Origin of the sequence: Pseudomonas sp. PB105 (assembly GCF_009764655.1) — a bacterium.
GTDB classification, from domain to species: Bacteria; Pseudomonadota; Gammaproteobacteria; order Pseudomonadales; family Pseudomonadaceae; genus Aquipseudomonas; species Aquipseudomonas cyclaminis.
This window is the reverse complement of the sequence record NZ_RWIO01000046.1, coordinates 25,589-49,299: the sequence shown is the minus strand read 5'-3', so window position 1 is coordinate 49,299 and position 23,711 is coordinate 25,589. Positions and strand designations below refer to the sequence as shown.

General features: G+C 61.8%; 22 protein-coding genes. 9 read left to right on the top strand and 13 right to left on the bottom strand.

The window, feature by feature from the left end; translation table 11 throughout:
* Window positions 1-162: 162 nt before the first annotated feature.
* Window positions 163-1,452 carry a serine/threonine transporter gene (locus EJD88_RS12685; protein WP_099584982.1) on the bottom strand — a complete coding sequence of 430 codons (1,290 nt, stop codon included), beginning with the start codon at window positions 1,450-1,452 and terminating at the stop codon, window positions 163-165.
* A 60-nt stretch (window positions 1,453-1,512) separates the two neighbouring features.
* Complete coding sequence (locus EJD88_RS12680; protein WP_099584983.1) at window positions 1,513-2,889, bottom strand: L-serine ammonia-lyase; 1,377 nt, start codon at window positions 2,887-2,889, stop codon at window positions 1,513-1,515.
* A 137-nt stretch (window positions 2,890-3,026) separates the two neighbouring features.
* Between EJD88_RS12680 and EJD88_RS12675 the strand changes: the two genes are divergently transcribed.
* Both EJD88_RS12675 and EJD88_RS12670 read left to right on the top strand, forming a co-directional pair.
* A complete protein-coding gene (locus EJD88_RS12675) occupies window positions 3,027-3,974 on the top strand; it encodes a LysR substrate-binding domain-containing protein (protein WP_112193601.1) in 948 nt (315 codons plus the stop codon).
* Window positions 3,975-4,186: 212 nt separating this feature from the next.
* Complete coding sequence (locus EJD88_RS12670) at window positions 4,187-4,597, top strand: HPF/RaiA family ribosome-associated protein (RefSeq protein WP_158878110.1); 411 nt, start codon at window positions 4,187-4,189, stop codon at window positions 4,595-4,597.
* Window positions 4,598-4,648: 51 nt separating this feature from the next.
* Here the strand turns inward: EJD88_RS12670 and EJD88_RS12665 are convergent, their stop codons facing one another.
* Window positions 4,649-6,145 (bottom strand): MFS transporter, encoded by a 1,497-nt coding sequence (locus EJD88_RS12665; protein ID WP_158878109.1) that lies wholly within the window; start codon window positions 6,143-6,145, stop codon window positions 4,649-4,651.
* Between the two features lie 105 nt (window positions 6,146-6,250).
* Here EJD88_RS12665 and EJD88_RS12660 point away from each other — a divergent pair, with 105 nt between their 5' ends.
* Complete coding sequence (locus tag EJD88_RS12660) at window positions 6,251-7,123, top strand: LysR family transcriptional regulator (protein ID WP_158878108.1); 873 nt, start codon at window positions 6,251-6,253, stop codon at window positions 7,121-7,123.
* Here EJD88_RS12660 and fecA read toward each other — a convergent pair whose 3' ends face one another.
* The 3 genes from fecA to EJD88_RS12645 all read right to left on the bottom strand — a co-directional run bounded on the left by fecA (window position 7,124) and on the right by EJD88_RS12645 (window position 10,981).
* A complete protein-coding gene (gene fecA / locus EJD88_RS12655; protein WP_158878107.1) occupies window positions 7,124-9,463 on the bottom strand; it encodes a TonB-dependent Fe(3+) dicitrate receptor FecA in 2,340 nt (779 codons plus the stop codon).
* Between the two features lie 91 nt (window positions 9,464-9,554).
* Window positions 9,555-10,496, bottom strand: a complete 942-nt coding sequence (locus tag EJD88_RS12650) for a FecR domain-containing protein (RefSeq protein WP_158878106.1) — start codon at window positions 10,494-10,496, stop codon at window positions 9,555-9,557.
* The gene (locus EJD88_RS12645; protein ID WP_158878105.1) at window positions 10,493-10,981 is read right to left on the bottom strand and encodes a sigma-70 family RNA polymerase sigma factor; all 489 of its coding nucleotides are present in this window, start codon (window positions 10,979-10,981) and stop codon (window positions 10,493-10,495) included. The genes EJD88_RS12650 and EJD88_RS12645 overlap by 4 nt, the downstream gene beginning before the upstream one ends.
* A 170-nt stretch (window positions 10,982-11,151) precedes the next feature.
* On the opposite strand from EJD88_RS12645, the gene EJD88_RS12640 reads away from it, so the two are divergent.
* From EJD88_RS12640 to EJD88_RS12620, 5 genes are read left to right on the top strand one after another with little or no spacing between them, the layout of a single operon-like run.
* The gene (locus tag EJD88_RS12640) at window positions 11,152-11,454 is read left to right on the top strand and encodes a DUF3649 domain-containing protein (protein WP_158878104.1); all 303 of its coding nucleotides are present in this window, start codon (window positions 11,152-11,154) and stop codon (window positions 11,452-11,454) included.
* On the top strand, window positions 11,451-13,025 hold the full coding sequence (locus tag EJD88_RS12635) for a PepSY domain-containing protein (protein WP_158878103.1): 1,575 nt from the start codon (window positions 11,451-11,453) through the stop codon (window positions 13,023-13,025). Before EJD88_RS12640 ends, EJD88_RS12635 begins: the two co-directional genes overlap by 4 nt.
* Window positions 13,026-13,352: a DUF3325 domain-containing protein gene (locus tag EJD88_RS12630; RefSeq protein ID WP_099584993.1), complete on the top strand. Its 327-nt coding sequence runs from the start codon at window positions 13,026-13,028 to the stop codon at window positions 13,350-13,352.
* A 9-nt stretch (window positions 13,353-13,361) separates the two neighbouring features.
* Window positions 13,362-13,940 carry an RNA polymerase sigma factor gene (locus tag EJD88_RS12625; protein ID WP_112193613.1) on the top strand — a complete coding sequence of 193 codons (579 nt, stop codon included), beginning with the start codon at window positions 13,362-13,364 and terminating at the stop codon, window positions 13,938-13,940.
* Window positions 13,937-14,914, top strand: coding sequence for a FecR family protein (locus EJD88_RS12620; RefSeq protein ID WP_158878102.1), 978 nt, complete (start codon window positions 13,937-13,939; stop codon window positions 14,912-14,914). Before EJD88_RS12625 ends, EJD88_RS12620 begins: the two co-directional genes overlap by 4 nt.
* Here EJD88_RS12620 and EJD88_RS12615 read toward each other — a convergent pair whose 3' ends face one another.
* Together EJD88_RS12615 and yejK are read right to left on the bottom strand one after the other, a co-directional pair.
* On the bottom strand, window positions 14,915-15,265 hold the full coding sequence (locus EJD88_RS12615; protein WP_158878101.1) for a glutaredoxin family protein: 351 nt from the start codon (window positions 15,263-15,265) through the stop codon (window positions 14,915-14,917). It abuts the gene before it with no gap.
* Window positions 15,265-16,269, bottom strand: coding sequence for a nucleoid-associated protein YejK (gene yejK / locus EJD88_RS12610; protein WP_032886429.1), 1,005 nt, complete (start codon window positions 16,267-16,269; stop codon window positions 15,265-15,267). The genes EJD88_RS12615 and yejK overlap by 1 nt, the downstream gene beginning before the upstream one ends.
* A gap of 397 nt (window positions 16,270-16,666) precedes the next feature.
* Between yejK and EJD88_RS12605 the strand changes: the two genes are divergently transcribed.
* A complete protein-coding gene (locus EJD88_RS12605; protein ID WP_099584997.1) occupies window positions 16,667-16,948 on the top strand; it encodes an HU family DNA-binding protein in 282 nt (93 codons plus the stop codon).
* 61 nt (window positions 16,949-17,009) lie between these two features.
* Here the strand turns inward: EJD88_RS12605 and rlmF are convergent, their stop codons facing one another.
* The 5 genes from rlmF to EJD88_RS12580 all read right to left on the bottom strand — a co-directional run bounded on the left by rlmF (window position 17,010) and on the right by EJD88_RS12580 (window position 23,634).
* Entirely contained in the window at window positions 17,010-18,029 is a 1,020-nt protein-coding gene (gene rlmF, locus EJD88_RS12600) for a 23S rRNA (adenine(1618)-N(6))-methyltransferase RlmF (RefSeq protein WP_112193619.1), read from the bottom strand.
* A 238-nt stretch (window positions 18,030-18,267) separates the two neighbouring features.
* Window positions 18,268-21,114: a valine--tRNA ligase gene (locus EJD88_RS12595; RefSeq protein ID WP_099584999.1), complete on the bottom strand. Its 2,847-nt coding sequence runs from the start codon at window positions 21,112-21,114 to the stop codon at window positions 18,268-18,270.
* A gap of 152 nt (window positions 21,115-21,266) precedes the next feature.
* A complete protein-coding gene (locus EJD88_RS12590) occupies window positions 21,267-21,656 on the bottom strand; it encodes a DNA polymerase III subunit chi (RefSeq protein ID WP_099585000.1) in 390 nt (129 codons plus the stop codon).
* 7 nt (window positions 21,657-21,663) lie between these two features.
* A complete protein-coding gene (locus EJD88_RS12585; RefSeq protein ID WP_099585001.1) occupies window positions 21,664-22,092 on the bottom strand; it encodes a DNA polymerase III subunit chi in 429 nt (142 codons plus the stop codon).
* 51 nt (window positions 22,093-22,143) lie between these two features.
* Complete coding sequence (locus tag EJD88_RS12580; protein WP_112193625.1) at window positions 22,144-23,634, bottom strand: leucyl aminopeptidase; 1,491 nt, start codon at window positions 23,632-23,634, stop codon at window positions 22,144-22,146.
* Window positions 23,635-23,711 lie beyond the last annotated feature (77 nt).

Sequence of the window (23,711 nt, the reverse complement as noted above, 5' to 3'; positions counted from 1 at the left end):
CTCAAAAGCTGTACAGCAAGGGGCGTGCCGTACACGCAATGTAGGAAGGGGCTTGCTCCCGATAGCGGTGTGTCAGCCAATAGATGCTTGGCTGAAAGACTGCTATCGGGGGCAAGCCCCTTCCCACATTTGATTTGGGTTGTGCTGAGTCCGTGGGCTATTTCAGGGCAGTACGGAGAAAACGATCGCAGACAGCGCAATCAACCCGATCACCACCACAAACACATTCGACACTTGGCCCGAATACTGGCGCAAAGCTGGCACGCGGCGGATCGCGTACATCGGCATCAGGAACAGCAGGCACGCGATGATCGGCCCGCCCAGGGTTTCGATCATGCCCAGGATGCTTGGGTTAAAGGTGGCCACGGCCCAGCAGGTCAGCACCATGAACAGTGCGGTGCTGCGTTCCAGCCACTTGGCCGACATGGAGCGGTTACGCCCGCGCAGGGATTTGACGATCAAGCCCTGGAAGCCTTCGCTGGCGCCGATGTAGTGGCCGAGGAAGGATTTGGTGATGGCCACCAGTGCAATCAGTGGCGCGGCGTAGGCAATCACGGGCGTCTGAAAGTGGTTGGCCAGGTACGACAGGATGGAAATGTTCTGGGCCTTGGCCGCCGCCAGGTCCGCCGGCGACAGTGCCAGTACGCAACTGAAGCAGAAGAACATCACCGTCAGCACCATCATGCCGTGGGCGGTGGCGAGGATGCCGCTGCTTTTGCGCTCGGCCTGCGGGCCGTACACGCGTTTCTGGTCGACGGCGAACGCGGAGATGATCGGCGAGTGGTTGAACGAGAACACCATCACCGGGATCGCCAGCCACAGGGTTTTGAAGAAGATGGGCAGCGGCATGCCTTCGCTGGCGGAGGCGAAAAATGCGCCGTTCCAGTTGGGGATCAGGCTCAATGCCAGTAACAGCAGGGCGGCGACGAACGGGTACACCAGCACGCTCATGGCCTTGACGATCACGCCCTGGCCGCAGCGCACGATGGCCATCAGACCGAGGATCAGCACCAGCGACAGAATTGCCCGTGGCGGCGGCGTCATGTGCAACTGGTGCTCCATGAAACTGCCCAGGGTATTGGTCAGCGCCACGCTGTACACCAGCAAAATCGGGAAGATCGCGAAGAAATACAGCAAGGTGATCAGCTTGCCTGCGCCGACGCCGAAGTGTTCTTCGACCACTTCGGTGATGTCGCCGGATTTGCCTGACAGCACAAAGCGCGTCAGCCCACGGTGGGCGAAGAAGGTCATCGGGAAGGCCAGCAGCGCCAGCACGATCAGCGGCCAAAAACCGCCGACGCCGGCGTTGATCGGCAGGAACAGGGTGCCCGCGCCGATGGCGGTGCCGTAGAGGCCAAGCATCCAGGTGGTGTCGTGTTTGGTCCAGCCGGTGGTTACGGTATTTTCTACTTCAACAGGATTTTCGGCAGCAGGTGTACGTACATCGGTCATCGTTATTGCCTCGTTATTATTTTTGCGCGGGCTCACGTTGGGGCGGTCAGGGGGTGCTCCTCAGCACTCCACCCAGCTCACGGCCAGGCCGCCCCGTGAAGTTTCTTTGTATTTGTCATGCATGTCGGCGCCGGTATCGCGCATGGTGCGGATCACGCGGTCGAGGGAGATGAAGTGTTTGCCATCGCCGCGCAGGGCCATTTGCGTGGCGTTGATGGCCTTGACCGCCGCGATGGCGTTGCGCTCGATGCACGGCACTTGCACCAGGCCGCCGACCGGGTCGCAGGTCAGGCCGAGGTTGTGTTCCAGGCCGATTTCGGCGGCATTTTCCAGTTGCTCGGGTGTGGCGCCGAGGATGTCGGCGAGGCCAGCGGCGGCCATGGCGCAGGCCGAGCCGACTTCGCCCTGGCAGCCGACTTCGGCGCCGGAGATTGAGGCGTTTTTCTTACACAGGATGCCGACGGCGGCGGCAGCCAGGAAGAAATTGACCACATCGTCGTCGGACGCGTCGGCGTTGAACTTCATGTAGTAATGCAGCACCGCCGGGATGATCCCCGCCGCGCCGTTGGTGGGGGCCGTGACCATGCGTCCGCCGGCGGCATTCTCTTCGTTGACGGCGAGGGCGAACAGGTTGACCCATTCCATGGCCGACAAGGTCGAGGTGATGACGTTGGGTTTGCCGATTTCCAACAGGCTGCGGTGCAGTTTCGCAGCACGGCGTGGCACATCCAGGCCACCAGGCAAAATGCCTTCATCGCGCAGGCCTTGCTCCACGCATTCGCGCATCACCGACCAGATATGCAGCAGGCCGCTGCGGATTTCTTCGTCGCTGCGCCACGCGCGTTCATTGGCCATCATCAGTTCGGAGACGCGCAGGCCGTGCTTGTTGCACAAGGCCAGCAGTTCGACGGCGCTGGAAAAGTCGTAGGGCAACTGCACATCGCTGGTCGGCGCGATGCCTGACGCCGCCTCAGCCGCTTCGATGATGAAACCGCCACCCACCGAGTAGTACGTTTGCTCGCTGAGCAGGCCGCTGTCGCCATAGGCGTGCAGGGACATGGCGTTGGGGTGGTAGGGCAGGCTTTCGTCGAGTAGCAGGAGATCGGTACGCCAGTTGAAGGCAATGTCCTGGGTGCCGGCCAGCAATAAGCGGCCGGACTCGCGCAATTGCTGGATACGTGTGTTGATCGAGGTGGGATCGACACGGTCCGGCCATTCGCCCATCAGCCCCATCACGCAGGCGCGGTCGGTGGCATGGCCAACGCCAGTGGCGGACAGCGAGCCGTACAGACGCACTTCTACCCGTCGGGTTTCGGTGAGCACTTGCTGGTCGCTGAGGGCTTGGGCGAAGGTCGCCGCTGCCCGCATGGGGCCGACGGTATGGGAGCTGGAAGGGCCGATACCGACCTTGAATAGATCAAAAACACTGATAGCCATGCTAAACCCTTACAAGCAATGGAGTAGGAATCGCTGCCATGTTTTGTAGGACGAGCGCAATTGGCGCGATACTGAGCCTCTGGATCGGCACTGACCAACGAATTATCCTAAGACACCCTTTAGCAGGACTAAACCCTATGGCCCGCCCGCTTCATGGTCAGACTTACGTCTGGCTGCACGTGTTTTCCTGTGCTGCACGGCATCTGTCGTTCACCCGTTGTGCCGAAGAACTGCACATCACGCCGGGGGCGGTGAGCCAGCAAATCCGTCAATTGGAGGAGCGTTTGGGCTTTCGGCTGTTCCATCGACGGGCTCGGGGAGTGGAGCTGAGTGCCGAGGGCCAGCGCTTGGCGGCGACCGTGGGGGAGGCTTACGGCAGCATTGATGCGGAGTTGCAGCGGCTGGATGCGGGGATGATCAGCGGCACCTTGCGTCTGCGCTCGATTCCGTCGTTCCTGGGCAAGTGGCTGACCCCGCGCCTGCCGCGCTTGCAGCAACGCTTTCCGGACATCCAGTTGCGCATGGTCGCCGAGGACAGCAGCATCGCCCTGCATGAGGGCGACTTCGACCTGGCCATCGACCTGAACGATGGCAGCTACCCCGGCCTGTTATCCACAGCCCTGCTGGATGAGCAGATATTTCCGGTGTGCGCGCCGAGCCTGTTGCGCGGCCGCCCGCCGCTGCACGGCCCGGCCGACCTGGTGCATTTCCCTTTGCTGCACGACATCACCGCCTGGCGTGGGAGTTATGAGTACGCCGAGTGGGAGTTTTACCTGAACGCTATCGGCTACCACCAGGCTGATGTTCGCCGCGGCCATACCTTCAACCGCAACCACCTGACCATCGAAGCCGCGATCGCCGGCATGGGTGTGGCCATTGCACGGCGTACCTTGCTTAACGATGAGCTGGAGCGCGGCACCTTGATCGTGCCGTTCGGCCTGGCCGTGCCCAATCACAAACGTTACGTATTGCTCTACGCGCCGGGCGCGCTGAGCCATCCGGGCGTGCGGGCGGTGCATGACTGGCTGGTAGAGGAAGCGGGGATTTTTCGCGGATTGCACCCGTTGGGAGACGGGCAATTGTGACGTTTACAGAGCGTAAGAAGATGTAACTAACTCCCCACCCTAACAGCGTTTTTGCTCGTCGTCAGGCTTAATTTGTAATGTAGGATTTATCTTTGCAAAGGGGTTGAATTGTTTCTCTGGCTGCTCAATTGTGTAATCAAGAGGTCATGGTTTCACCACCCCGGTGTCGCAGTTGTGACCTCTCGCGAGCTAGCTGAAATAAGGGAAGAACTATGCAAATCCAAGTCAATAGCGATAACCATATTGAAAGCAGCATCCGACTGGAGGAGTGGGTACGTACTACCATTGAGAGCACGCTCGAACGTTATGAAGAAGACCTGACTCGTGTTGAGGTCTACCTGCGGGATGAGAACGGCGACAAGCCCGGCCCCCACGATTTGAATTGCCGCTTGGAAGCGCGGCCTAAAGGTCACCAGCCACTGTCGGTGTCCGCCAAGGGCGATACCCTGGAACAGGCGATCGACAATGCGGCCACCAAACTGGACCACGCGTTGGAACATCTGTTTGGCCGACTGCAAGGCAAGCCACGCGCTGCCGGGAAAAACCAGCCAATCAACAAAGTGAATGAAGACGCACTGGAACAGGAATTCCTGGAAAACGAAAACGCTGTGATCAACGGCTGACCGATTTTTCATCCCCTACAAACGGGCCTGCTTTTGCAGGCCCGTTTTTGTTTAGCTGCGTCGGAAAAAATACCGGCTCAGCAATGCCAGTCCGCCAGCCCCCAACCCCGCGAACAGCATCGCCCAACCGGCGCCATTGCGCAGTGCCGCCTGGGCATCGTTAGCTGTCAGCCCTGGCAATTCCAACTTGCCCGCCGCAATGCCCTGACTGATGGTTGGCCATTCCAATACAGTGCTCGCCGGCATCACCTCTGCCAGTTGATGGCTGATACCCAGCAACACCACCAAGCCCATCAACGCGATATTGATTGCCAGGGTAATCAGCCTTGCGCTGAGGTCGATACCCGACGCCATGCCTGCGCGGTCGGCCGATACTGAGTCTGTGGTGGTATTGGTGGTGGGCGAGTTGGTCAGCGCCAGGCCCACGCCCGCCATCACGCAACTGGCCAGTATCAGCCCGATACTCGGGTGTTCGGCGATATTGGCGGCGGCCATGGCCAGAAACCCATGGCCCATCAGGCCCAGGCCCAAAGGGATGATGCGTTCGGCGCCGTAGCGCAGGGCCAGGCGCTCGGCCAGCGGCGGCACCAGCAGGGTCGGCAAGGTGTAGGCGAGCAGGGCTGCGCCGGTGGTCAACGTGTCGTAACCCAGGCCGGCCTGGAAGTACAACGGCAGGTAGATCATGAACGGCCAGAAGCTGAAGTTCATGCCAATCGAGCCCATCAATGCGCCATTGAAGCGCCGGATGCGAAACACCGCGAAGTCGAACATCGGGTGCGCGCTGCGCCGCTCGATCACGACAAACAACAGCAACGCAGCCAGCGACAAGCCCGCCCAACCCGGCACAAAGCCATTTTCGCTGCCCTGGGTGATGAAGTAGACCAGTGCAAACACCGACAGCGTCAGCGTCAGCATGCCGGCGATATCGAGGCGATGGGCAGCCGGGTCGCGGGATTCTTCCACGCTGACGCGCAGCAGTACCCAGGTGAACAGCGTGAGTGGCACATGCACCAGGAACACCCAGCGCCAATCCGCCACGGCCAGGATCAACGCGCCGATCATCGGCCCGAAGCCCAGGCCCACGCCGGCAATCACACCCCATATGGCAAACGCCCGCGCCCGAGCCGCCGGTTCGCGGAACAGGTGCGACAGGATGGCGAACTGGCAAATCATCATCGCCCCACCGCCAATGCCCTGGACAAACCGCGCCACAATCAGCGTGGCGGCGCTGTCGGCCAACCCGCACGCCAGCGAGGCCAGGGCGAATACCCACAGGCACAGCACCAGCATGCGTCGACGGCCAAAACGGTCGGCCAAGGTGCCGGCCGCCATCAGCACGCTGGTGCACGCCAGGGTGTAGGCGTTCATGATCCATTGGGCGTCCTGGAAACCGGTGCCCAGTTGCTGTTCGAGCGTAGGCAAGATGATCGGCACGCTGGAAATTTCCAGGCCGAACATCAGTGCCACCAGGCACACGGCGGTGAGGGCCAGGTTGTTTCTGGCATGACTGGGCGTGCTGGCGGCCGATAACGTGGCGGCGGGTGGCATGGGATTCTCCTGTGGATAAACGACGGACTTATTCTCAGGGGAATCCATTTCTTTATTCGTGATAAGTTTTCTTTGGATAAGGGACTCAAAGGCGACAATTACAGCATGGCCACACCACGATTTGATGGCGTTGAACTCTTTTTGCAGATCGTCGAAAGCGGCAACCTGACCGAGGCCGCCGAACGGCTCAATCTCACGCGCTCGGCGGTGGGCAAAGGGTTGGCGCGGCTGGAAGCGCGGCTTGGCACATGCCTGTTGCAGCGTTCGACCCGTCGCCAACGGCTCACCGAAGACGGTCAGGCCTACTACGAACATTGCCTGCGCGCACTGGCAGAACTGGAGGCGGCCGAATCGGTGTTGGAAAGTGGCCGCCAACAACCACGCGGACGCTTGAGGGTGAGCTTGCCGCTGGCGTTCGGGCATCACTACGCGGCGCCCGCTCTGTGGGGCTTGATGGCGCGTTATCCCGAACTGGAGATCGAGATCTGCTTCGCGGACCGGCTGGTGGATCTGGCCCAGGAAGGCTTCGACGTGGCCGTGCGAATCGGCCCGCTGCCCGACACCGATCGCCTGAGCGCGCGACGCCTGGGTGAACAGTCCGTGTGCCTGGCGGCTGCACCGGCGTATTTGCAGCGTGTGGGGCCGATTGCGTCCATCGACGACCTCGCCGGCCACCGAGGCATCGCCTACCGCAGCAATACCCCACACCGTTCCCGCGTGGTCTCCCCGCTGCTGATGGACGACCTCCAGGCCGTGGCCGACGCCGCTATCGCGTGCGTGGGCCTGGCCTGGTTGCCGAGTTGGCTGGTTGCGCACTATGTGCTGCGCGGACAACTGGAAGCCGTATTGCCCGCCTACCGCGAGCAGCCTTCACCGATCCATGTTATCTGGCCCACGGCAACCCATATGCCGGCCAAGACGCGCTGTGCCATCGACGCCTTGGTGGCCGGCACACCGTCGTGCCTGGCGGGCAGTTGATCAGAACGCGATAGACGTCTGCACATACACCGTACGCGGCTCACCCACGTATTTGCCCTTGTTATTGTCGTCGAACGAGCGGGTGAAGTACTGGGTGTTGAAGATGTTTTTCACGCCCACCGCCACATTCAGATCCGACAGTTGCGGGCCGAAGTCGTAGCCCGCGCGGCTGCTGAACAGCATGTAGCCGGGGATGCGGCCGTTGGCGCCGTTGGCGCTTTCGGCCTGGGTGTTGGCGTTGTCGGCGAACTGGCTGCTCTGGTAGCTGCTGTCCAGGTTGAGCTTCCAGCGGCCTTCGGTGTAGCCCACGCCGAGGGTGCCTTTGTGCTTGGACGAGAAGGGCACGCGGTTGCCTTTGTTCGGGCCGTCTTCGCGGATGGTGGCGTCGACGTAGGCGTAGGTGGCGTACACATCGAAGCCGGCCAGCGCCGGGCTCAAGCCGTCGAGGGCATAGTTGACGCTGGTCTCGATGCCCTGGTGGCGGGTTTCACCACGGGCGATTACCGAGTCGTTGGTCTGGTTACTTTCATACTGGTTGTCGAAGTTGATCAGGAACGCGCCGATCTCTGCGCGCAAGGTGCCGTCGTCGTAGCGGGTGCCGAGTTCCCAGGTGCGGGCTTTTTCCGGTTTGACTTCACCGCTGGTGACGCGGTTGGGCATCTGGCTGTATTGCACACTGCCGAACGAACCTTCGGTATTGGCGTATAGGTTCCAGCTGTCGGTGAGGTGATAGAGCACGTTCAACGCCGGCAGCGCGGTGTTGTAGTCACCCTTGTATTGGACGTTGGTCAGGTTGTTGCTCTGCTGGGACTCGATCATCTCGTAGCGAATGCCCGGGGTGATCGTCCACTTGCCGATATCAATCCGGTCATCGACGAAAAAAGCATTGGCCTCGGTGCCACCACGGGTGTCGCGGTCGTTGCGGCTGTCGGTGCTGGGGATTTGCTGGTTGTTGGCCGAAATCGGCGTGCGGTAGCGCAGTTCATGCCCGGCTTCGTTGATATAGCGGTAGCCGACGCCGACTTCATGGCTGGTCGGGCCCAGGTCAAAACCCTGGGCGAAGCGGGTTTCCAGGCCGCGTACCCAATATTCGCGTGGCGACAGCGAAAGGAACGTGCCCTGGTCCAGGTAGCCGCTGCGCAGGGTCTTGGTGAAGAAAGTATTCACGGTGAATTCGCGGCGATCCTGCTCGTAGCGGTAACCGACGTTGAACATCGTACGGCGGCCCCAGAACTTGTCGTAGGGGCGGGTGGACTGGTACGGGTCGGCTTTGTAGTCCGCCACGTTCAAGCCGCCGGGCATGTCGGCCTGGCCTTCGTAGTACTGCGCCATGGCGTTGAAGCTGTTGGCGTCGTCGAGCTGGTATTTGCCCTTGAGGATCAGGTCGTCGATGCGCGTGTCGCTGTTTTCGCGCCAGTCGCCGCCCCGTGTGCCGGAGTACAGGATCGCGCCGCCCAGGCCATTCTCGGCGGTGCCGCCGGCCAGCAGGTTGCCGGTGGTCTTGAAGCCGTCGTGGCTGGAGGACGGGCTGGTTTCCGTCTGCAAGCCGCCTTTGACCGTAGGCGCATCCGGGATCGCGCGGGTCACGAAGTTGACCACGCCGCCGACGTTCTGCGGGCCGTAACGCACCGCGCCGCCGCCGCGCACCACGTCCACCGCGTCCATGTTGCCCATGCTGATCGGCGCGAAGGACAGTTGCGGCTGGCCATACGGCGCGAAGGGCACCGGGATGCCGTCCATCAGCACGGTCGAGCGCGACGCCAGGCGCGGGTTGAGGCCACGAATGCCGAAGTTCAGCGCCATGTCGTGGCTGCCGGTGCCGTTGTTGTCCGGGGCGTTGACGCCGGGGATGCGGTTGAGCACGTCCTTGGCCTGGGTGGCGCCCTGGCGTTCGAATGCTTCGCGGCGGATCACATCACGGGCGCCGGGATGTTCGAACACATTGGTCTGTGCCGCGTCGCCGAGCCAGTCGCCGACCACGCTGGACGTCGCCAGCTCTACCGTAGCCGGAGCTTTTTCCGGTTGCAGGCTGAAAGCGTTGTCACCTTCAGGGCGGGCTTGCAGGCCGGTGCCTTCCAGCAGTTTTTGCAGGCCTTCGGCGGTGCTGTAATTGCCAGAAAGCCCACGACTCTGCATGCCTGCAGTGACTTCGGAGCCGAAGGAAATCAACACGCCGGCTTCGCGACCAAACTGGTTCAGGGCCGCTTCCAGCGACGTCGGGGCAATGTGATAAGGCTTCGCGTCGGCCGCCATCACAGAAGGCAATACCGCGAAACTGAGGCTGGCGCCCAGTAACAAATGGCGCAGGGTGCGGGCGATTAGGGTCGGCTGCTGGGGCATGAAGAGCGGTCCTGAGAAGGAAGGATCAAGGTGGCTTTCCTTCTCTGTCACGCGAGGGGTGGAAAACGGCTCACAGGTTTGCAAAATAATTTCAGGCGCGCGCCTGGACCGTCACCCAGTAGCGGGTAAAGCGCCGCACTTTGACCGGCAGGCTGACTTCCAGAAGGTCAAGAATGCGTTCGCTGTCGTCCAGCGGGTAGCTGCCGGAGATCAGCAGGTTGGCCACCTGCGGGTCGCAATTGACCTGGCCGCGACGATAGCGGCCCAGTTCGTCGAGGAAGTCCTCCAGGCGCATATGGGCGGCCACCAACATACCGTCGGCCCACGCGCCGCTGTTGGCGTCGGTGGGGCGCGGGGTATCCCAGCCTTTGCGGGTGAAGTTGACTTGATGCGCGGCCTCGACGCTCAACGGCAGGCCGCTGTAAGTGTTGGGCATCACCTCGACCTGGCCGTCGAGCACCGCCAACTGGGTGTGGTCATTGAACTGGCGCACGTTCAGTTGCGCCGTCTGGCTGCTGAGCAGGCCCTGGCCGGTAAGGACGCGCAAAGGGGCGTTGCCGGCGCTGCCGCTCAGCATGATCTCGCCTTCGAGCAGGCGGATCAGTCGCTGCTGGCCATCGAAATGCACATCCACCGCGCTGCCGGTGTTGAGCTGCAACTGGCTGCCGTCGGCCAATTGCACCTTGCGTCGCTGGCCCACGGGGCTGCGGTAGTCGGCGGTCAGGGGCGGCAGAATATGTTGCTGGCGCAGGCTCCAGGCGGCGGCCGAGCCCGCGCCGAGGATCAGCAGCAGCTTGAGCGCCTGGCGCCGGCTGGTGGAGGTCGGCGCGTTCAATGCGGCATGGGCCAGGGGCGAGGGCATGCCGCGCAGGCGCTGGTTGACGCGCTGAATATGGTCCCAGGCGCGCTGGTGCTCACTGTGGGCATTCAGCCAGCGCTGCCAGGCGGCTTGCTGGCGAGGATTGAGTGCGCCTTGCTGCATTTCCATCAGCCAGTGCACGGCCTGTTCGGCAACTTGAGTGGAAAAATTCATAGGGCAAAGTAGCAGCGCAGGGCCGCTTTATTCAGGTGGCGTTTGACGGTAGCGATGGAGATGCCCAGTTCAGCGCCAATCTGCGCGTAGGTCAGGCCATCGAGTTGGGCCAGCAGGAAGGCGCGTTTGACTTGGGTGGGCAGGCCGTCGAGCAATTGGTCCAGTTCGATCAGGGTTTGCAGGATGATTGCGCGTTCTTCTTCCGACGGTGCCACGTGTTCGGGCATCTGCGCCAGGGCGTCGAGGTAGGCGCGCTCCAGGTCCTGACGGCGGTAGAAGTTGAACAGCACGCGCTTGGCGATAGTGGTGAGAAACGCGCGCGGCTCGACCAGCGGGGGCGTTTCCCGTGCGGTGAGTACACGGATGAACGTATCTTGCGCCAGGTCGGCAGCACTTTCCGGGCAGCCGAGCTTGCGTCGCAACCAGCCGGTGAGCCAGTGGTGATGGTCGTTGTACAGAACTTCGACGGTGTTGGACGGGCTCAACGCAAACACTCCACAAGCATCGGCATGCTTTAGAGAACAAGAATTGTTCGCATTGTATGGCTCGTGACACCGTTCGGCAATCCGTCAGGGCAGGTGATTCATCCGTTCTGTTTTGCTTATGAGAATATTTATCATTAATATTGCGCGCTGATGAACCTGGCGCCTCCCGCATGAAAAGCAAAACTTCACTTCCCGCGCTGTACCGCCTGGCTGTCACGTCCCGCGTGCTGGCCGCCGTGGTCGGCGGCTACCTCATGGCCTCGCTCGCCGCCATCTGCCTGGCATTGTGGATGCCGACGTCCCGCGCCGATGCCGTGATCACCGGGATGATGAGTTCATTTGTGTTCTATCTGCTGGCGGTGCTCTGGTGCTTCGCCTGCCGTACGGCGTGGCGCGCCTGGTTTGGCGTGATGTTGCCGAGCGCGGCATTTGCCGCGCTGGCGGGCTTAGGCTTGTGGATGGCGCGCACATGAAAGAGGGATTCCGCCAGGCCATGGCCTGGTTGCACACCTGGGCGGGCTTGATCTTCGGCTGGCTGCTGTTTGCCATTTTCCTCACGGGCACCCTGTCGTACTTCAAGGATGAGATCACCCACTGGATGCAACCCGAGGTGCAGGCCCATCCGCTGGACAATGCGCGCAGCCTGAGCGTCGCGCAACACTACCTGCAGCAAGTGGCACCGACAGCGGCGCGCTGGTTTATCGCCCTGCCGGACAGTCGCGACCCTGGCCTGTCGGTCATGTGGCAAGACAAGGTCGACCCTGGCCGGCGCGGCAATTTCATGCGCAAAACCCTTGATCCCGTCAGCGGCCAAGCCGTAGAGGCCCGCGAAAGCATGGGCGGGGATTTCTTCTACCGTTTCCACTTCCAGCTGCAAATGCCTCATCCCTGGGGCCGCTGGCTGTCCACCATCGCTGCGATGGTGATGTTCGTGGCGCTGATCACGGGCATCATCACCCACAAGAAAATCTTCAAGGACTTCTTCACCTTCCGCCCCCGCAAAGGCCAGCGCTCCTGGCTCGACGGGCATAACGCGGTGGGTGTGCTGGTGCTGCCGTTTCACCTGATGATCACCTACAGCAGCCTGGTGATCTTTATGAGCATGGTGATGCCGGCGCCGATCATGGCCTCCTATGGCAACGACACCCGTGCGTTCTTCAACGAAATATTCCCCGCGACCAACAATGCGCCGGCGTCGGGCCAGCCGGGCGAACTGGCGCCGTTGCTGCCGATGTACGAGCAAGCGCGGGCGCACTGGGACGGCGGCCACGTGGGGCGCATCGGGGTGAACAACCCCAGTGATGTCAACGCGTCGGTCAATGTGTTCCGCGCAGGTTCCGACAGCGTGGTGCATGAATTCGACAGCATCGTGTCCTTCAACGGACACGCCGGCGAACTGTTGCGCGCCAGCGACGGGCCATCGTTGGTCGCGATTGTCGGCGGCAGTTTCTACGGCCTGCACATGGGCCATTTTGCCGGGCCGGTGCTGCGTTGGTTGTACTTTATCTGCGGCCTGGCGGGCACGGCGATGATCGGCACCGGGCTGGTGATCTGGCTCGGCAAGCGCCAACTCAAACATGCCAGGAGCGGTGTGATGCCCTTTGAGCTGCGACTGGTGGAAGTGCTCAATATCGCCAGCATGTCCGGGCTGCTGATCGCCATTGCGGCGTTCTTCTGGGCCAACCGTCTGCTGCCGGTGAGCTTCGCCGATCGCTCCGATTGGGAAGTGCAGGCGTTCTTCATCGCCTGGGGCCTGAGCCTGATGCACGCCATTGTGCGTCGCGGCCGCCAGGGGTGGATCGAGCAATTGAGCGTCGGTGCGCTGATGTTTGTCGCCGTGCCACTGCTCAACGCAATCACCACCGATCACCATTTGGGCGTGTCCCTGGCCAGTGGCGACTGGGCGATGGCCGGCTTCGACCTGACTTGCCTGGGCAGCGGCGTGTTCCTCGCCTGGGCCGCCTGGAAGATGCAGCACCGCACGGCAGCGCAACCCAAGGCTGGACGGGCGCGTGCGCTCAACCTCAAGCAAGAGGCCAACTGAATGCTCCTCGCGCTGCTGATGTGCTACGCCGGGTTTACCGCGCTGTGCCTGGCCACCGACCGGCATCACGGCGAACTGCTGCACAGCAAGCCCTCGCCCCGTCGACGCCTGGGGTTGCGTGTGGCCGGATGGTCGCTGCTTGCCGTCGCGCTCTGGCCCGCCGTGAGTGTGGCTGGTTGGGGTGAGGGATTGGTGCAGTGGTGCGCCGTATTGATGCTCAGCGCCCTGTTGCTGGTGCTGTTGTTGCCGTATCGGCCAAGGCTGGCCTTGATTCTGGCGGGCGTCGGCCTGCTGGCCAGCCCCGTTGCGGCCTTCGCCACCCTCTGAGCCCTTGCCATGATGATCAGTACCCCACCCGAATCCCAGGACAGCCCGCACACTGATGCGACGGGTGGGCGTGCGCATTTTCTGCAGGTGTTTCTGTCCCAGCGTTCGCAGATGGAAGCCTTGGTGAGCCGCCGCGTCGGCTGCCGCGCCACGGCGGCTGACCTGGTGCAGGACCTGTTCCTGCGCTTCTGGCGCCGGCCGCTGGTGCAGGTCGAAGAGCTCAGCACCTACCTGCTGCGCTGCGCCGGCAATATCGCCATCGACCATCTGCGCAGCGAAGGCGCACGGGTGCGCAGCAGCGAAGGCTGGTTGCCCGAGCAGCAGGATAACCAGGGCTGCGAACCCCAGGCCGCGCTGGAGGCGGGCAACGATCTGCGCCATGTCGAAGCGGCCTTGCGCAGCCTGCCCGAACGCACGCGGCAGATTTTCCTGCTCAACCGCATCCATGGCCGCAAATACGCGGAAATCGCAAAGGCCATGGGGTTGTCCCAAAGTGCCGTGGAAAAACATATGATGCGTGCCCTCGAAGCCTGCAAGGCCAGCCTTCGCGACCCATTGCCTCCACGCACGCCAGGGAAAGCACCGTGAACGTCACCCCCACGCCCGACCAGCAACACGCCGCGCTGGCCTGGCTGAGCCTGTTGCACGATCAGCCGAGCAGCGGCGACCAGACGACGTTCAGCCACTGGCTGCGCGCCGACCCGGCACACGTCGAGGCCTACGCCCAGGCCCAGGTGCTGTGGGAGTTGAGCGAAGTGCCCGCACGCAAACTCGCCGACGAAGACGCCCTGGCGTTGCAGGGCTATCTCAACGCGATGAACACCTCCAAACGTTCGCGTGTAGTGCGCTGGTCCGGCGCCCTGGCCATGGCTGCTTGCCTGCTGTTGATGGTGTCCATGGGCGCCGGTTGGCAGCCGTCTCGTTGGGTCGACGACATTGGCGCTGATTACGTGACTGCGCCGGGGGAGGTGAAGACCATCACCCTGGTCGATCAATCCAAAGTCACCCTCGACGCCGACAGCGCGATTGCCGTGGATTTCAGCCAGGGCGAGCGGCATATCCAGTTGCGGCGTGGTGCCGGTTTTTTCAGCGTGACCCACACCGGCGAATCCTTTGTGGTGGAGGCGGGCAGCGGTGAAGCGCGGGTGCTTGGCACGCAATTCGAAGTGCGCCTGCAACCGGCGGGGGCGCAAGTGACGGTGTTGTCGGGGCGCGTCGGTGTGACCCCGTCGAAACAGGGCCCGCAGCAGATTTTGACGGCCGGCCAGCAAGTGGCCTACGCCGATGGCATTGCCGAGCCGATGCATGGTGTGGACAGCGAATCCCGCCTGGCCTGGCGCGACGGCTGGCTCAATTACTACAAGGCGCCGCTGGCCGATGTAGTGAAGGATCTGGGGCGTTACTACCCCGGCCGCATCCTGTTGCTCAACGAAGAGCTGGGCGCCAAACGCGTCAGCGGCAGCTTCCCGAGCAAAGACCCGCAGGCAGTACTGAATGCGTTGCAGGCGGTGCTGGGGTTTGAGCAGCACAGCCTGTTGGGGCGGGTGATCGTGGTGCGCTGATTATTTAAGCGCAGCCATGATCGCGTCGGGATTGAAATCCCGGATCAACGTCCCATTCACCTGCACAAACGGAATCCCACCGCCACCCAACGCCTCATACGCCTTGCGCGCCTGGGCGTCCTTCTCGATGTCGAACGCCTGGTACGGAATGCCTTTCTGATCCAGAAAGCGGCGGATCTGCTTGCAGTAACCACACCACTCGGTGGCATAGAGCACCACCCGCGCCGAGGTGCGGAGCTGTTCTGAAACCACCTGCGAAGGGTTGAAGATGCGCTCGATCTTGCCCCAGTTCTGGATCACTACAACCACCAGCAACACCAGCAGGACTTTTTTAAGGACCCCGCCGAGCATCAGTTACGGCGCTTGAGCTGGTCGGTCAGTTGGGTGGGCAGACCCTTGATGATCAAGGTGCCGGCGGCCTCGTCGTATTCGATCTTGTCGCCCAGCAGGTGCGCTTCAAAGCTGATGGACAAACCCTCGGCGCGCCCGGTGAAACGGCGGAACTGGTTGAGGGTGCGCTTATCGGCCGGGATTTCCGGCGACAGGCCGTAGTCCTTGTTGCGGATATGGTCGTAGAACGCTTTTGGCCGATCTTCATCGATCAGGCCCGACAATTCTTCCAGGCCCATGGGCTCGCCGAGCTTGGCCTGGCTGCTGGCGTAGTCCACCAGGGTCTTGGTTTTTTCGCGGGCGGACTCGTCCGGCAGGTCTTCGCTTTCGACGAAGTCACTGAAGGCCTTGAGCAGCGTGCGGGTTTCGCCTGGGCCGTCGACGCCTTCCTGGCAGCCAATAAAATCGCGGAAGTACTCCGAGACCTTTTTGCCATTCTTGCCTTTGATAAACGAGATGTACTGCTTGGACTGCTTGTTGTTCTGCCACTCGGAGACGTTGATGCGCGCCGCCAGGTGCAGTTGGCCCAGGTCCAGGTGACGCGACGGGGTCACGTCCAGTTCGTCGGTCACCGCCACGCCTTCGCTGTGGTGCAGCAGGGCGATGGCGAGGTAATCGGTCATGCCTTGCTGGTAGTGGGCGAACAGCACGTGGCCGCCGGTGGAGAGGTTGGACTCTTCCATCAGCTTTTGCAGGTGCTCGACGGCGGTGCGGCTGAAGGTGGTGAAATCCTGGCCACCCTCGAAATATTCCTTCAACCAGCCGCTGAACGGGTGCGCGCCGGACTCGGCATGGAAGAAACCCCAGGCCTTGCCCTGTTTGGCGTTGTAGCTCTCGTTGAGGTCGGCAAGCATGTTCTCGATGGCAGCGGATTCGGACAGCTCCGAGTCGCGGGCGTGGAGAACTGCGGGCGTGCCGTCGGGTTTTTTGTCGATCAGGTGGACGATGCAATGACGGATCGGCATGGGCTTCTCGGCTGGTTGAAGGGGAGCGGTTGGCCTCCCCGAAAAGTCGCCCAGTGTACCGCACCCATTGGTCAAGACACGCCTCGAAGGCGGTTTTGACCGCCGTCTGACATTGCATATGCCTTTTTTTCACGGTTTAGAGCGATAAAGCTGACCAAATGGGTAGGTAGAGGCGGATATTTCCCCGTCTCTGTGCTAGTTTTGCCCCGTCTTACGCCAAGTCTCGGCGTTAAGCGTGCATTCAGCATCTGTCAGGTCGAACCAATCCCCGTTTCAAGCATCTATAACCCCGTTCTCCGAGGTTATAAGCCTGGGGTGCCAGGCCTAGACGGTCGGGCTCGACGGCTGACACTGCACTCTGCAATCCATATGAATTTGATAGGGAAGGAACACCACAATGGCTATTACTAAAGACCAACTGATCGCTGACCTGGCTGAATCGGTAGACGCACCGAAAACTACCGTGCGCGCTCTGCTGGACCAACTGAGCCAAGTTGTTGCTGATCAGCTGGAAAACGGCGGCGAAATCACTCTGCCAGGCGTTGGCAAACTGAAAGTGACTGAGCGTCCAGCCCGTACTGGCCGTAACCCTTCGACTGGCGCTGCCATCGAAATCGCTGCCAAGAAAGTTATCAAGCTGGTTGTGGCCAAAGGCCTGACCGACGCTGTTAACAAGTAAGACGCAGCAAAAAAAACCGCGCTCCGGAGTGATCCGGGCGCGGTTTTTTGTTGCCTGCGATTTAGTCGCGGACCCAGCGCTGGCGCCAGATCTGCTGCTCGTTCTTGGTCTGGAAGGTCCAGGCCACGAAGCGGCTTTGCTTCTGGCCCTGGGACATTTCCACTACCTGGCTTTCCAGCACGCCGGCTTTTTTCAGGGCTGTTTCAATCGCGGGCAAGTTCGACGCTTTTGACACCAAGGTGCTGAACCACAGCACTTTATGAGCAAAATTCGCGCTTTCGGCGATCAACTGCGTCACAAAACGCGCTTCACCACCTTCACACCACAACTCGGCCGACTGGCCACCGAAGTTCAGCACCGGCAATTTGCGCTTGGGATCCGCCTTGCCCAGGGCGCGCCACTTGCGTTCGCTGCCTTTGGTGGCTTCGTCCATGGACGCATGGAACGGCGGGTTGCACATGGTCAGGTCAAAACGCTCGCCCGGCTCCAGCAGGCCTAGCAGGATGTGCTTGGGATTTGCTTGCTGGCGCAACTGGATGACCTTGCTCAGGTCGTTGGACTGCACGATGGCCTTGGCCGCCGCGACGGCGATAGGGTCAACCTCGGAGCCGAGGAAGTTCCAGCGGTATTCCATGTAGCCAATCAGCGGGTAGACGCAGTTCGCGCCCATGCCGATGTCCAGCACCTTGACGATGGAACCACGGGGAATCTTGCCGTCGTTGACGCTGGCCAGCAGGTCGGCGAGGAAGTGCACGTAGTCGGCACGCCCCGGCACCGGCGGGCACAGGTAGTCCTGCGGGATATCCCAATGCTGGATGCCATAGAACGACTTGAGCAGCGCCCGGTTGAACACCCGCACCGCATCCGGGCTGGCGAAGTCGATGCTTTCCTTGCCGTAAGGGTTGAGGATCACGAATTTCGCCAGTTCCGGCGTGGTCTTGATCAGCGCCGGGAAGTCGTAACGGCCTGTGTGGCGGTTGCGCGGGTGCAGGGTGGCCTCCTTGCGCGGCGCGACGGGTTTGGCCGTGGCGGCGGTTTTAGGCTTCTTGCGTGGAGGCTTGGGCGTGCTGGGGGTGGTCATGATGATTCTGGTGTTGGCTCAAAGTGGCGGCCATTGTCACACATTCCCGAGGATAACTCGGTCAAATGTGGGAGGGGGCTTGCCCCCGATGGCGGTGTACCCGCCAATTTGTAGGTTGCTGACACACTGCTATCGGGGGCAAGCCCCTCCCACATGGGGTGTATTGCCAGCCTGGCACCGGGGAATTTCGGGCAAAAAAAAGAGACCCGAAGGTCTCTTTTTTCACACGGCTCAAGCCTTACAGGCTGGAAATCCGCGCATGTTGCTCCGCCAGCTTGCCCAAAGCCTGTTCCGCTTCAGCCAGTTTGGCGCGTTCTTTGTCGATCACTTCAGCCGGCGCCTTGTCGACGAACGCCGCGTTGGACAGCTTGCCGCCCACTCGCTGCACTTCGCCTTGCAGGCGCGCAATTTCCTTGTCGAGGCGGGCCAGTTCGGCGCCCTTGTCGATCAAGCCGGCCATTGGCACCAGCACTTCCATCTCGCCGACCAGTGCGGTGGCGGACAGCGGTGCTTCGGCGCCGTCAGCCAATACGGTGATCGACTCCAGCTTCGCCAGCTTCTTGAGCAGCGCGTCGTTCTCGCTGAGGCGACGCTGATCTTCGGCACTGGCGTTCTTCACGAACACGGCCAATGGCTTGCCCGGCCCGATGTTCATCTCGGCGCGGATGTTGCGCGTGCCAAGCATCAGTGTCTTGAGCCATTCGATATCGCTTTCGGCGGCTTCATCGATGCGTGCTTCGTTGGCCACCGGCCAAGGCTGCAGCATGATGGTCTTGCCTTCGATACCGGCCAGCGGCGCGAGGCGCTGCCAGATTTCTTCGGTGATGAACGGCATGAACGGATGCGCCAGGCGCAGGGCCACTTCCAGCACACGCACCAGGGTGCGACGGGTGCCGCGCTGGCGTTCGACCGGCGCGTTTTCGTCCCACAGCACGGGCTTGGACAGTTCCAGGTACCAGTCGCAATACTGGTTCCAGATGAACTCGTACAAGGCCTGGGCCGCCAGGTCGAAACGGAACTGGTCGAGCTGGCGGGTTACTTCGGCTTCGGTGCGTTGCAGCTGCGAGATGATCCAGCGGTCAGCCAGGCTCAGCTCGTAGGCTTCACCGTTCTGGCCGCAGTCTTCGCCTTTATCCAGCACGTAGCGCGCGGCGTTCCAGATCTTGTTGCAGAAGTTGCGATAGCCTTCGACGCGGCCCATGTCGAACTTGATGTCGCGGCCGGTGGACGCCAGCGAGCAGAAGGTGAAACGCAGGGCGTCGGTGCCGTAGCTGGCGATACCGTCGGCGAACTCGTCGCGGGTCTGCTTCTCGATCTTCTTCGCCAGTTTCGGCTGCATCAGCCCCGAGGTGCGCTTTTGCACCAGGGTTTCCAGGTCGATGCCGTCGATGATGTCCAGTGGGTCCAGGACGTTGCCCTTGGACTTGGACATCTTCTGGCCCTGGCCATCACGTACCAGGCCATGCACGTAGACGGTCTTGAACGGAACCTGCGGCGTGCCGTCCTCGTTCTTCACCAAATGCATGGTCAGCATGATCATCCGGGCAACCCAGAAGAAAATGATGTCGAAACCGGTGACCAAGACGTCGGTGGAGTGGAATTTCTTGAGGAATTCGGTCTGCTGCGGCCAGCCCAGGGTGGAGAACGTCCACAGGCCCGAGCTGAACCAGGTGTCCAGAACATCGTTGTCCTGTTGCAGCGCTACGTCCGGGCCGAGGTTGTGCTTGGCACGCACTTCGGCTTCGTCGCGGCCTACATAGACCTTGCCCGACTCGTCGTACCAGGCCGGAATGCGGTGGCCCCACCACAGTTGACGGCTGATGCACCAATCCTGGATGTCACGCATCCACGAGAAGTACATGTTTTCGTACTGTTTGGGCACGAACTGGATACGGCCATCTTCCACGGCGGCGATGGCAGGTTCAGCCAGCGGCTTGGTGGACACGTACCACTGGTCGGTCAGCCACGGCTCGATCACGGTGCCGGAACGGTCGCCTTTCGGCACTTTCAGGCCGTGGTCGTCAACGCTCACCAGTAGGCCGGCCGTGTCGAACGCGGCCACGATCTGCTTGCGTGCTTCAAAACGGTCGAGGCCGGCGTATTCAGCCGGGATCTTGCCGTCGATGCTGTCGTTCAGCGTGCCATCCAGGTTGAACACCTGGCAGGCCGGCAGTACGGCGGCATTCTTGTCGAAGATGTTCAGCAGCGGCAGGTTGTGGCGCTTGCCGACTTCGTAGTCGTTGAAATCGTGGGCCGGGGTGATTTTCACGCAGCCGGTGCCGAATTCAGGGTCGCAGTAGTCGTCCGCGATGATCGGGATGCGACGGCCAACCAATGGCAGGTCAACGAACTTGCCGATCAGTGCCTGGTAGCGTTCGTCGTTCGGGTTAACCGCGACAGCGGCGTCGCCAAGCATGGTTTCCGGACGGGTGGTGGCGACGATCAGGTAGTCGTTGCCTTCAGCGGTCTTGGCGCCGTCGGCCAGCGGGTACTTGAGGTTCCACAGGAAGCCTTTTTCGTCGTGGTTTTCCACTTCGAGGTCGGAAATCGCCGTGTGCAACTTGGTGTCCCAGTTGACCAGGCGCTTGCCGCGGTAGATCAGGCCGTCTTCATGCAGGCGCACAAAGGCTTCTTTCACGGACTCGGACAGGCCGTCGTCCATGGTGAAGCGCTCGCGGCTCCAGTCGACGGACGAACCCAGGCGACGGATCTGACGGCTGATATTGCCACCGGACTGGTCTTTCCATTCCCAGATCTTTTCCAGGAATTTCTCACGACCCAGGTCGTGGCGGCTCTGGCCGGTGGCTTCGAGTTGACGCTCGACCAGCATCTGGGTGGCGATACCCGCGTGGTCGGTGCCTGGTTGCCACAGGGTATTGCGGCCCTGCATGCGGCGGAAACGGATCAACGCATCCATGATCGCATTGTTGAAGCCATGGCCCATGTGCAGGCTGCCAGTGACGTTCGGTGGCGGAATCATGATGGTGTAGGACTCGCCCGCACCTTGCGGAGCGAAATAGTTCTCGGACTCCCAGGTGTTGTACCAGGAAGTTTCAATAGCGTGCGGCTGGTAGGTCTTATCCATGCGCGGCGGGACCCTAGTTGGCATTTATTCAGGAAAGCCGGCAAGTATAACGGGGGATAGGGCGCAGGGCGAGGAGGCGAAGACGGGCTTGGGGTGTATGGGGGCAAATGTGGGAGGGGGCTTGCCCCTCCCACATTGGATCTATGTGTGGCTTAGGACTGGTATTGGCTGAGCAACCGCTCCATGCGCGCATCCATCCGGCGCTTGATCTCGGTTTCGATGTGCGGGGCAAAGTCGTCGATCACGTCTTGCATGATCAATTGCGCGGCGGCGCGCAGTTCGTTGTCCAGGTGCAGCAGCAGGGCGTCAGGCGTTTTCTCGGCGGCGGCCGCAACGGGTGCAGCGGCTACGACGGGCGGTTCGACCGGGGCCGGGGTGGGTTTGCCGCCCACCATGTCAAATAGCAACGGAATCTGTACCTCGCCGTCGACCGATTCGGTCAGCAGCGGCGGTTGCAAGCCATCATCACCCAGCAACTGACGGATCGACTCAAGGTCATCCAGCAGGTGGTCATCTTTTTTTACAGGGTTGGAAGTGTCCATCGTGTGCTCAAAGTCGTTGTAGCCGGTGATCTTGCAAAGGATAGCCCTGTTCGCGGTAGAAACGGAAACTCTCCCGCGCGGCCTGACGAATAGCCGGATCTTCCACCACCACTTCCGCCACACGGGCGAACGCCTTGGCGAAGGGCGGTACTTTAAGGTCCAGGTTGACCAGCAGGTCATGGTGATCGCCGCAGCTGTCGCCCAAACCCAGTACTACCAGGCCTTCGGGTTCGGATTCGGCAGGGCCATGGGGTACGAAGCTTTCACCCTTGAAGCGCCACAGGCGGGCGTCGAGTTCGTCGCGTTGGGCGCTATCGCTGCAATGCAGGTAGATGCGGTGGCCCATGCGCCAGGCTTTTTCGGTGAGTTTGCAGGCAAAGTCCAGGCGCGCGAGCGGGTCGGCGCTGGGCAATATATAGAAGTCGACTTGGGTCATTGCGGTTCCTGAGGCCGGGGCGGTGTGAGGGCCGCCCCGGCATCTTCAGTTTCAGGCCTTGGCGCGATCCAGCAGGTATTGGGTCAGCAGTGGTACCGGGCGGCCAGTGGCGCCCTTGTCCTTGCCGCCGCTGGTCCACGCGGTGCCGGCGATGTCCAGGTGCGCCCAGTTGAAGTTCTTGGCAAAGCGCGACAGGAAGCAGGCCGCCGTGATCGTGCCGGCTTTCGGGCCGCCGATGTTGGCGATGTCGGCGAACGGGCTGTCCAGCTGTTCCTGGTACTCATCGAACAGCGGCAGTTGCCAGGCGCGGTCGTCGGCAGCCTTGCCGGCGCTGAGCAGTTGCTCGATCAATTCGTCGCTGTTGCCCAGCAGGCCCGATGTGTGGGAGCCCAGGGCAACAATGCACGCACCGGTCAGGGTGGCGATGTCGATCACGGCTTGCGGCTTGAAGCGCTCGGCGTAGGTCAGGGCGTCACACAGCACCAGGCGGCCTTCGGCGTCGGTGTTGAGGATCTCGACGGTCTGGCCGCTCATGGTGGTGACGATGTCACCTGGGCGTGCAGCGCCGCCGCTCGGCATGTTCTCGGCGCAGGCCAGGATGCACACCAGGTTGATCGGCAGCTTGAGTTCCAGCACGGCACGCAGGGTGCCGAACACGCTCGCGGCGCCGCCCATGTCGTACTTCATCTCATCCATGCCGGCGCCCGGCTTGAGGCTGATGCCGCCGGTGTCGAACGTGATGCCTTTGCCGACCAGGGCGTAAGGCTTCTCGGACTTCTTGCCGCCGTTGTACTGCATCACGATCAGGCGGGGTGGCTGGTCGCTGCCCTGGCCCACGGCATAGAAGGAGCCCATGCCCAGTTCCTTGATCTTTTTCTCGTCCAACACTTCGACTTTCAGGCCCTTGAACTCTTTGCCCAATGCCTTGGCCTGCTCGCCCAGGAAGGTTGGGTGGCAGATATTCGGCGGCAGGTTGCCCAGGTCGCGGGTAAACGACATACCGTTGGCAATTGCAGTGGCGTGGGTCACGGCGCGCTGGACTTCAGCCTGCGCGGCCTTGATGGTCAGCAGGGTGATTTTCTTCAGGGCGCGGGGTTCGGCTTTCTGACTCTTGAACTGGTCGAAGATATAGCCGCCGTCCACCAGGGTTTCGGCCAGCAGGCGGGTCTTGCCGTAGCTGTCGCGGCCTTTGACCACGATTTCGTCGAGGGCCAGTGTGGCGTCGCCACCCCCCAGACCCTTGAGGGTGCCGAGGATGCTGCTGATGATCTTGCGGAAAGGGCGGTCGCCCAATTCGGCATCCTTGCCCACGCCGACCAGCAATACGCGGTCGGCCTTGAGGTTAGGCAGGCTCTGCAGCAGCAGGCTCTGGCCGACTTTGCCGGCCAGGTCGCCGCGCTTGAGCACTGCGCTGATGGCGCCGCCGCTGAGTTCGTCGAGTTGCTTGGCGGCCACGCCGAGCTTGCGGCCTTCGCCAATGGCGACCACGAGGGTGGCGGTTTTCAACGTTTCGGGGCTAACGCTTTTTACAACCAATTCCATTTTCGGGTCCCTTATAAAGGTCTGAGAGCCTGGGTTCTGTCTCCAGGCTTTAAAGCGTGGCAGTTACGTAAACCGCC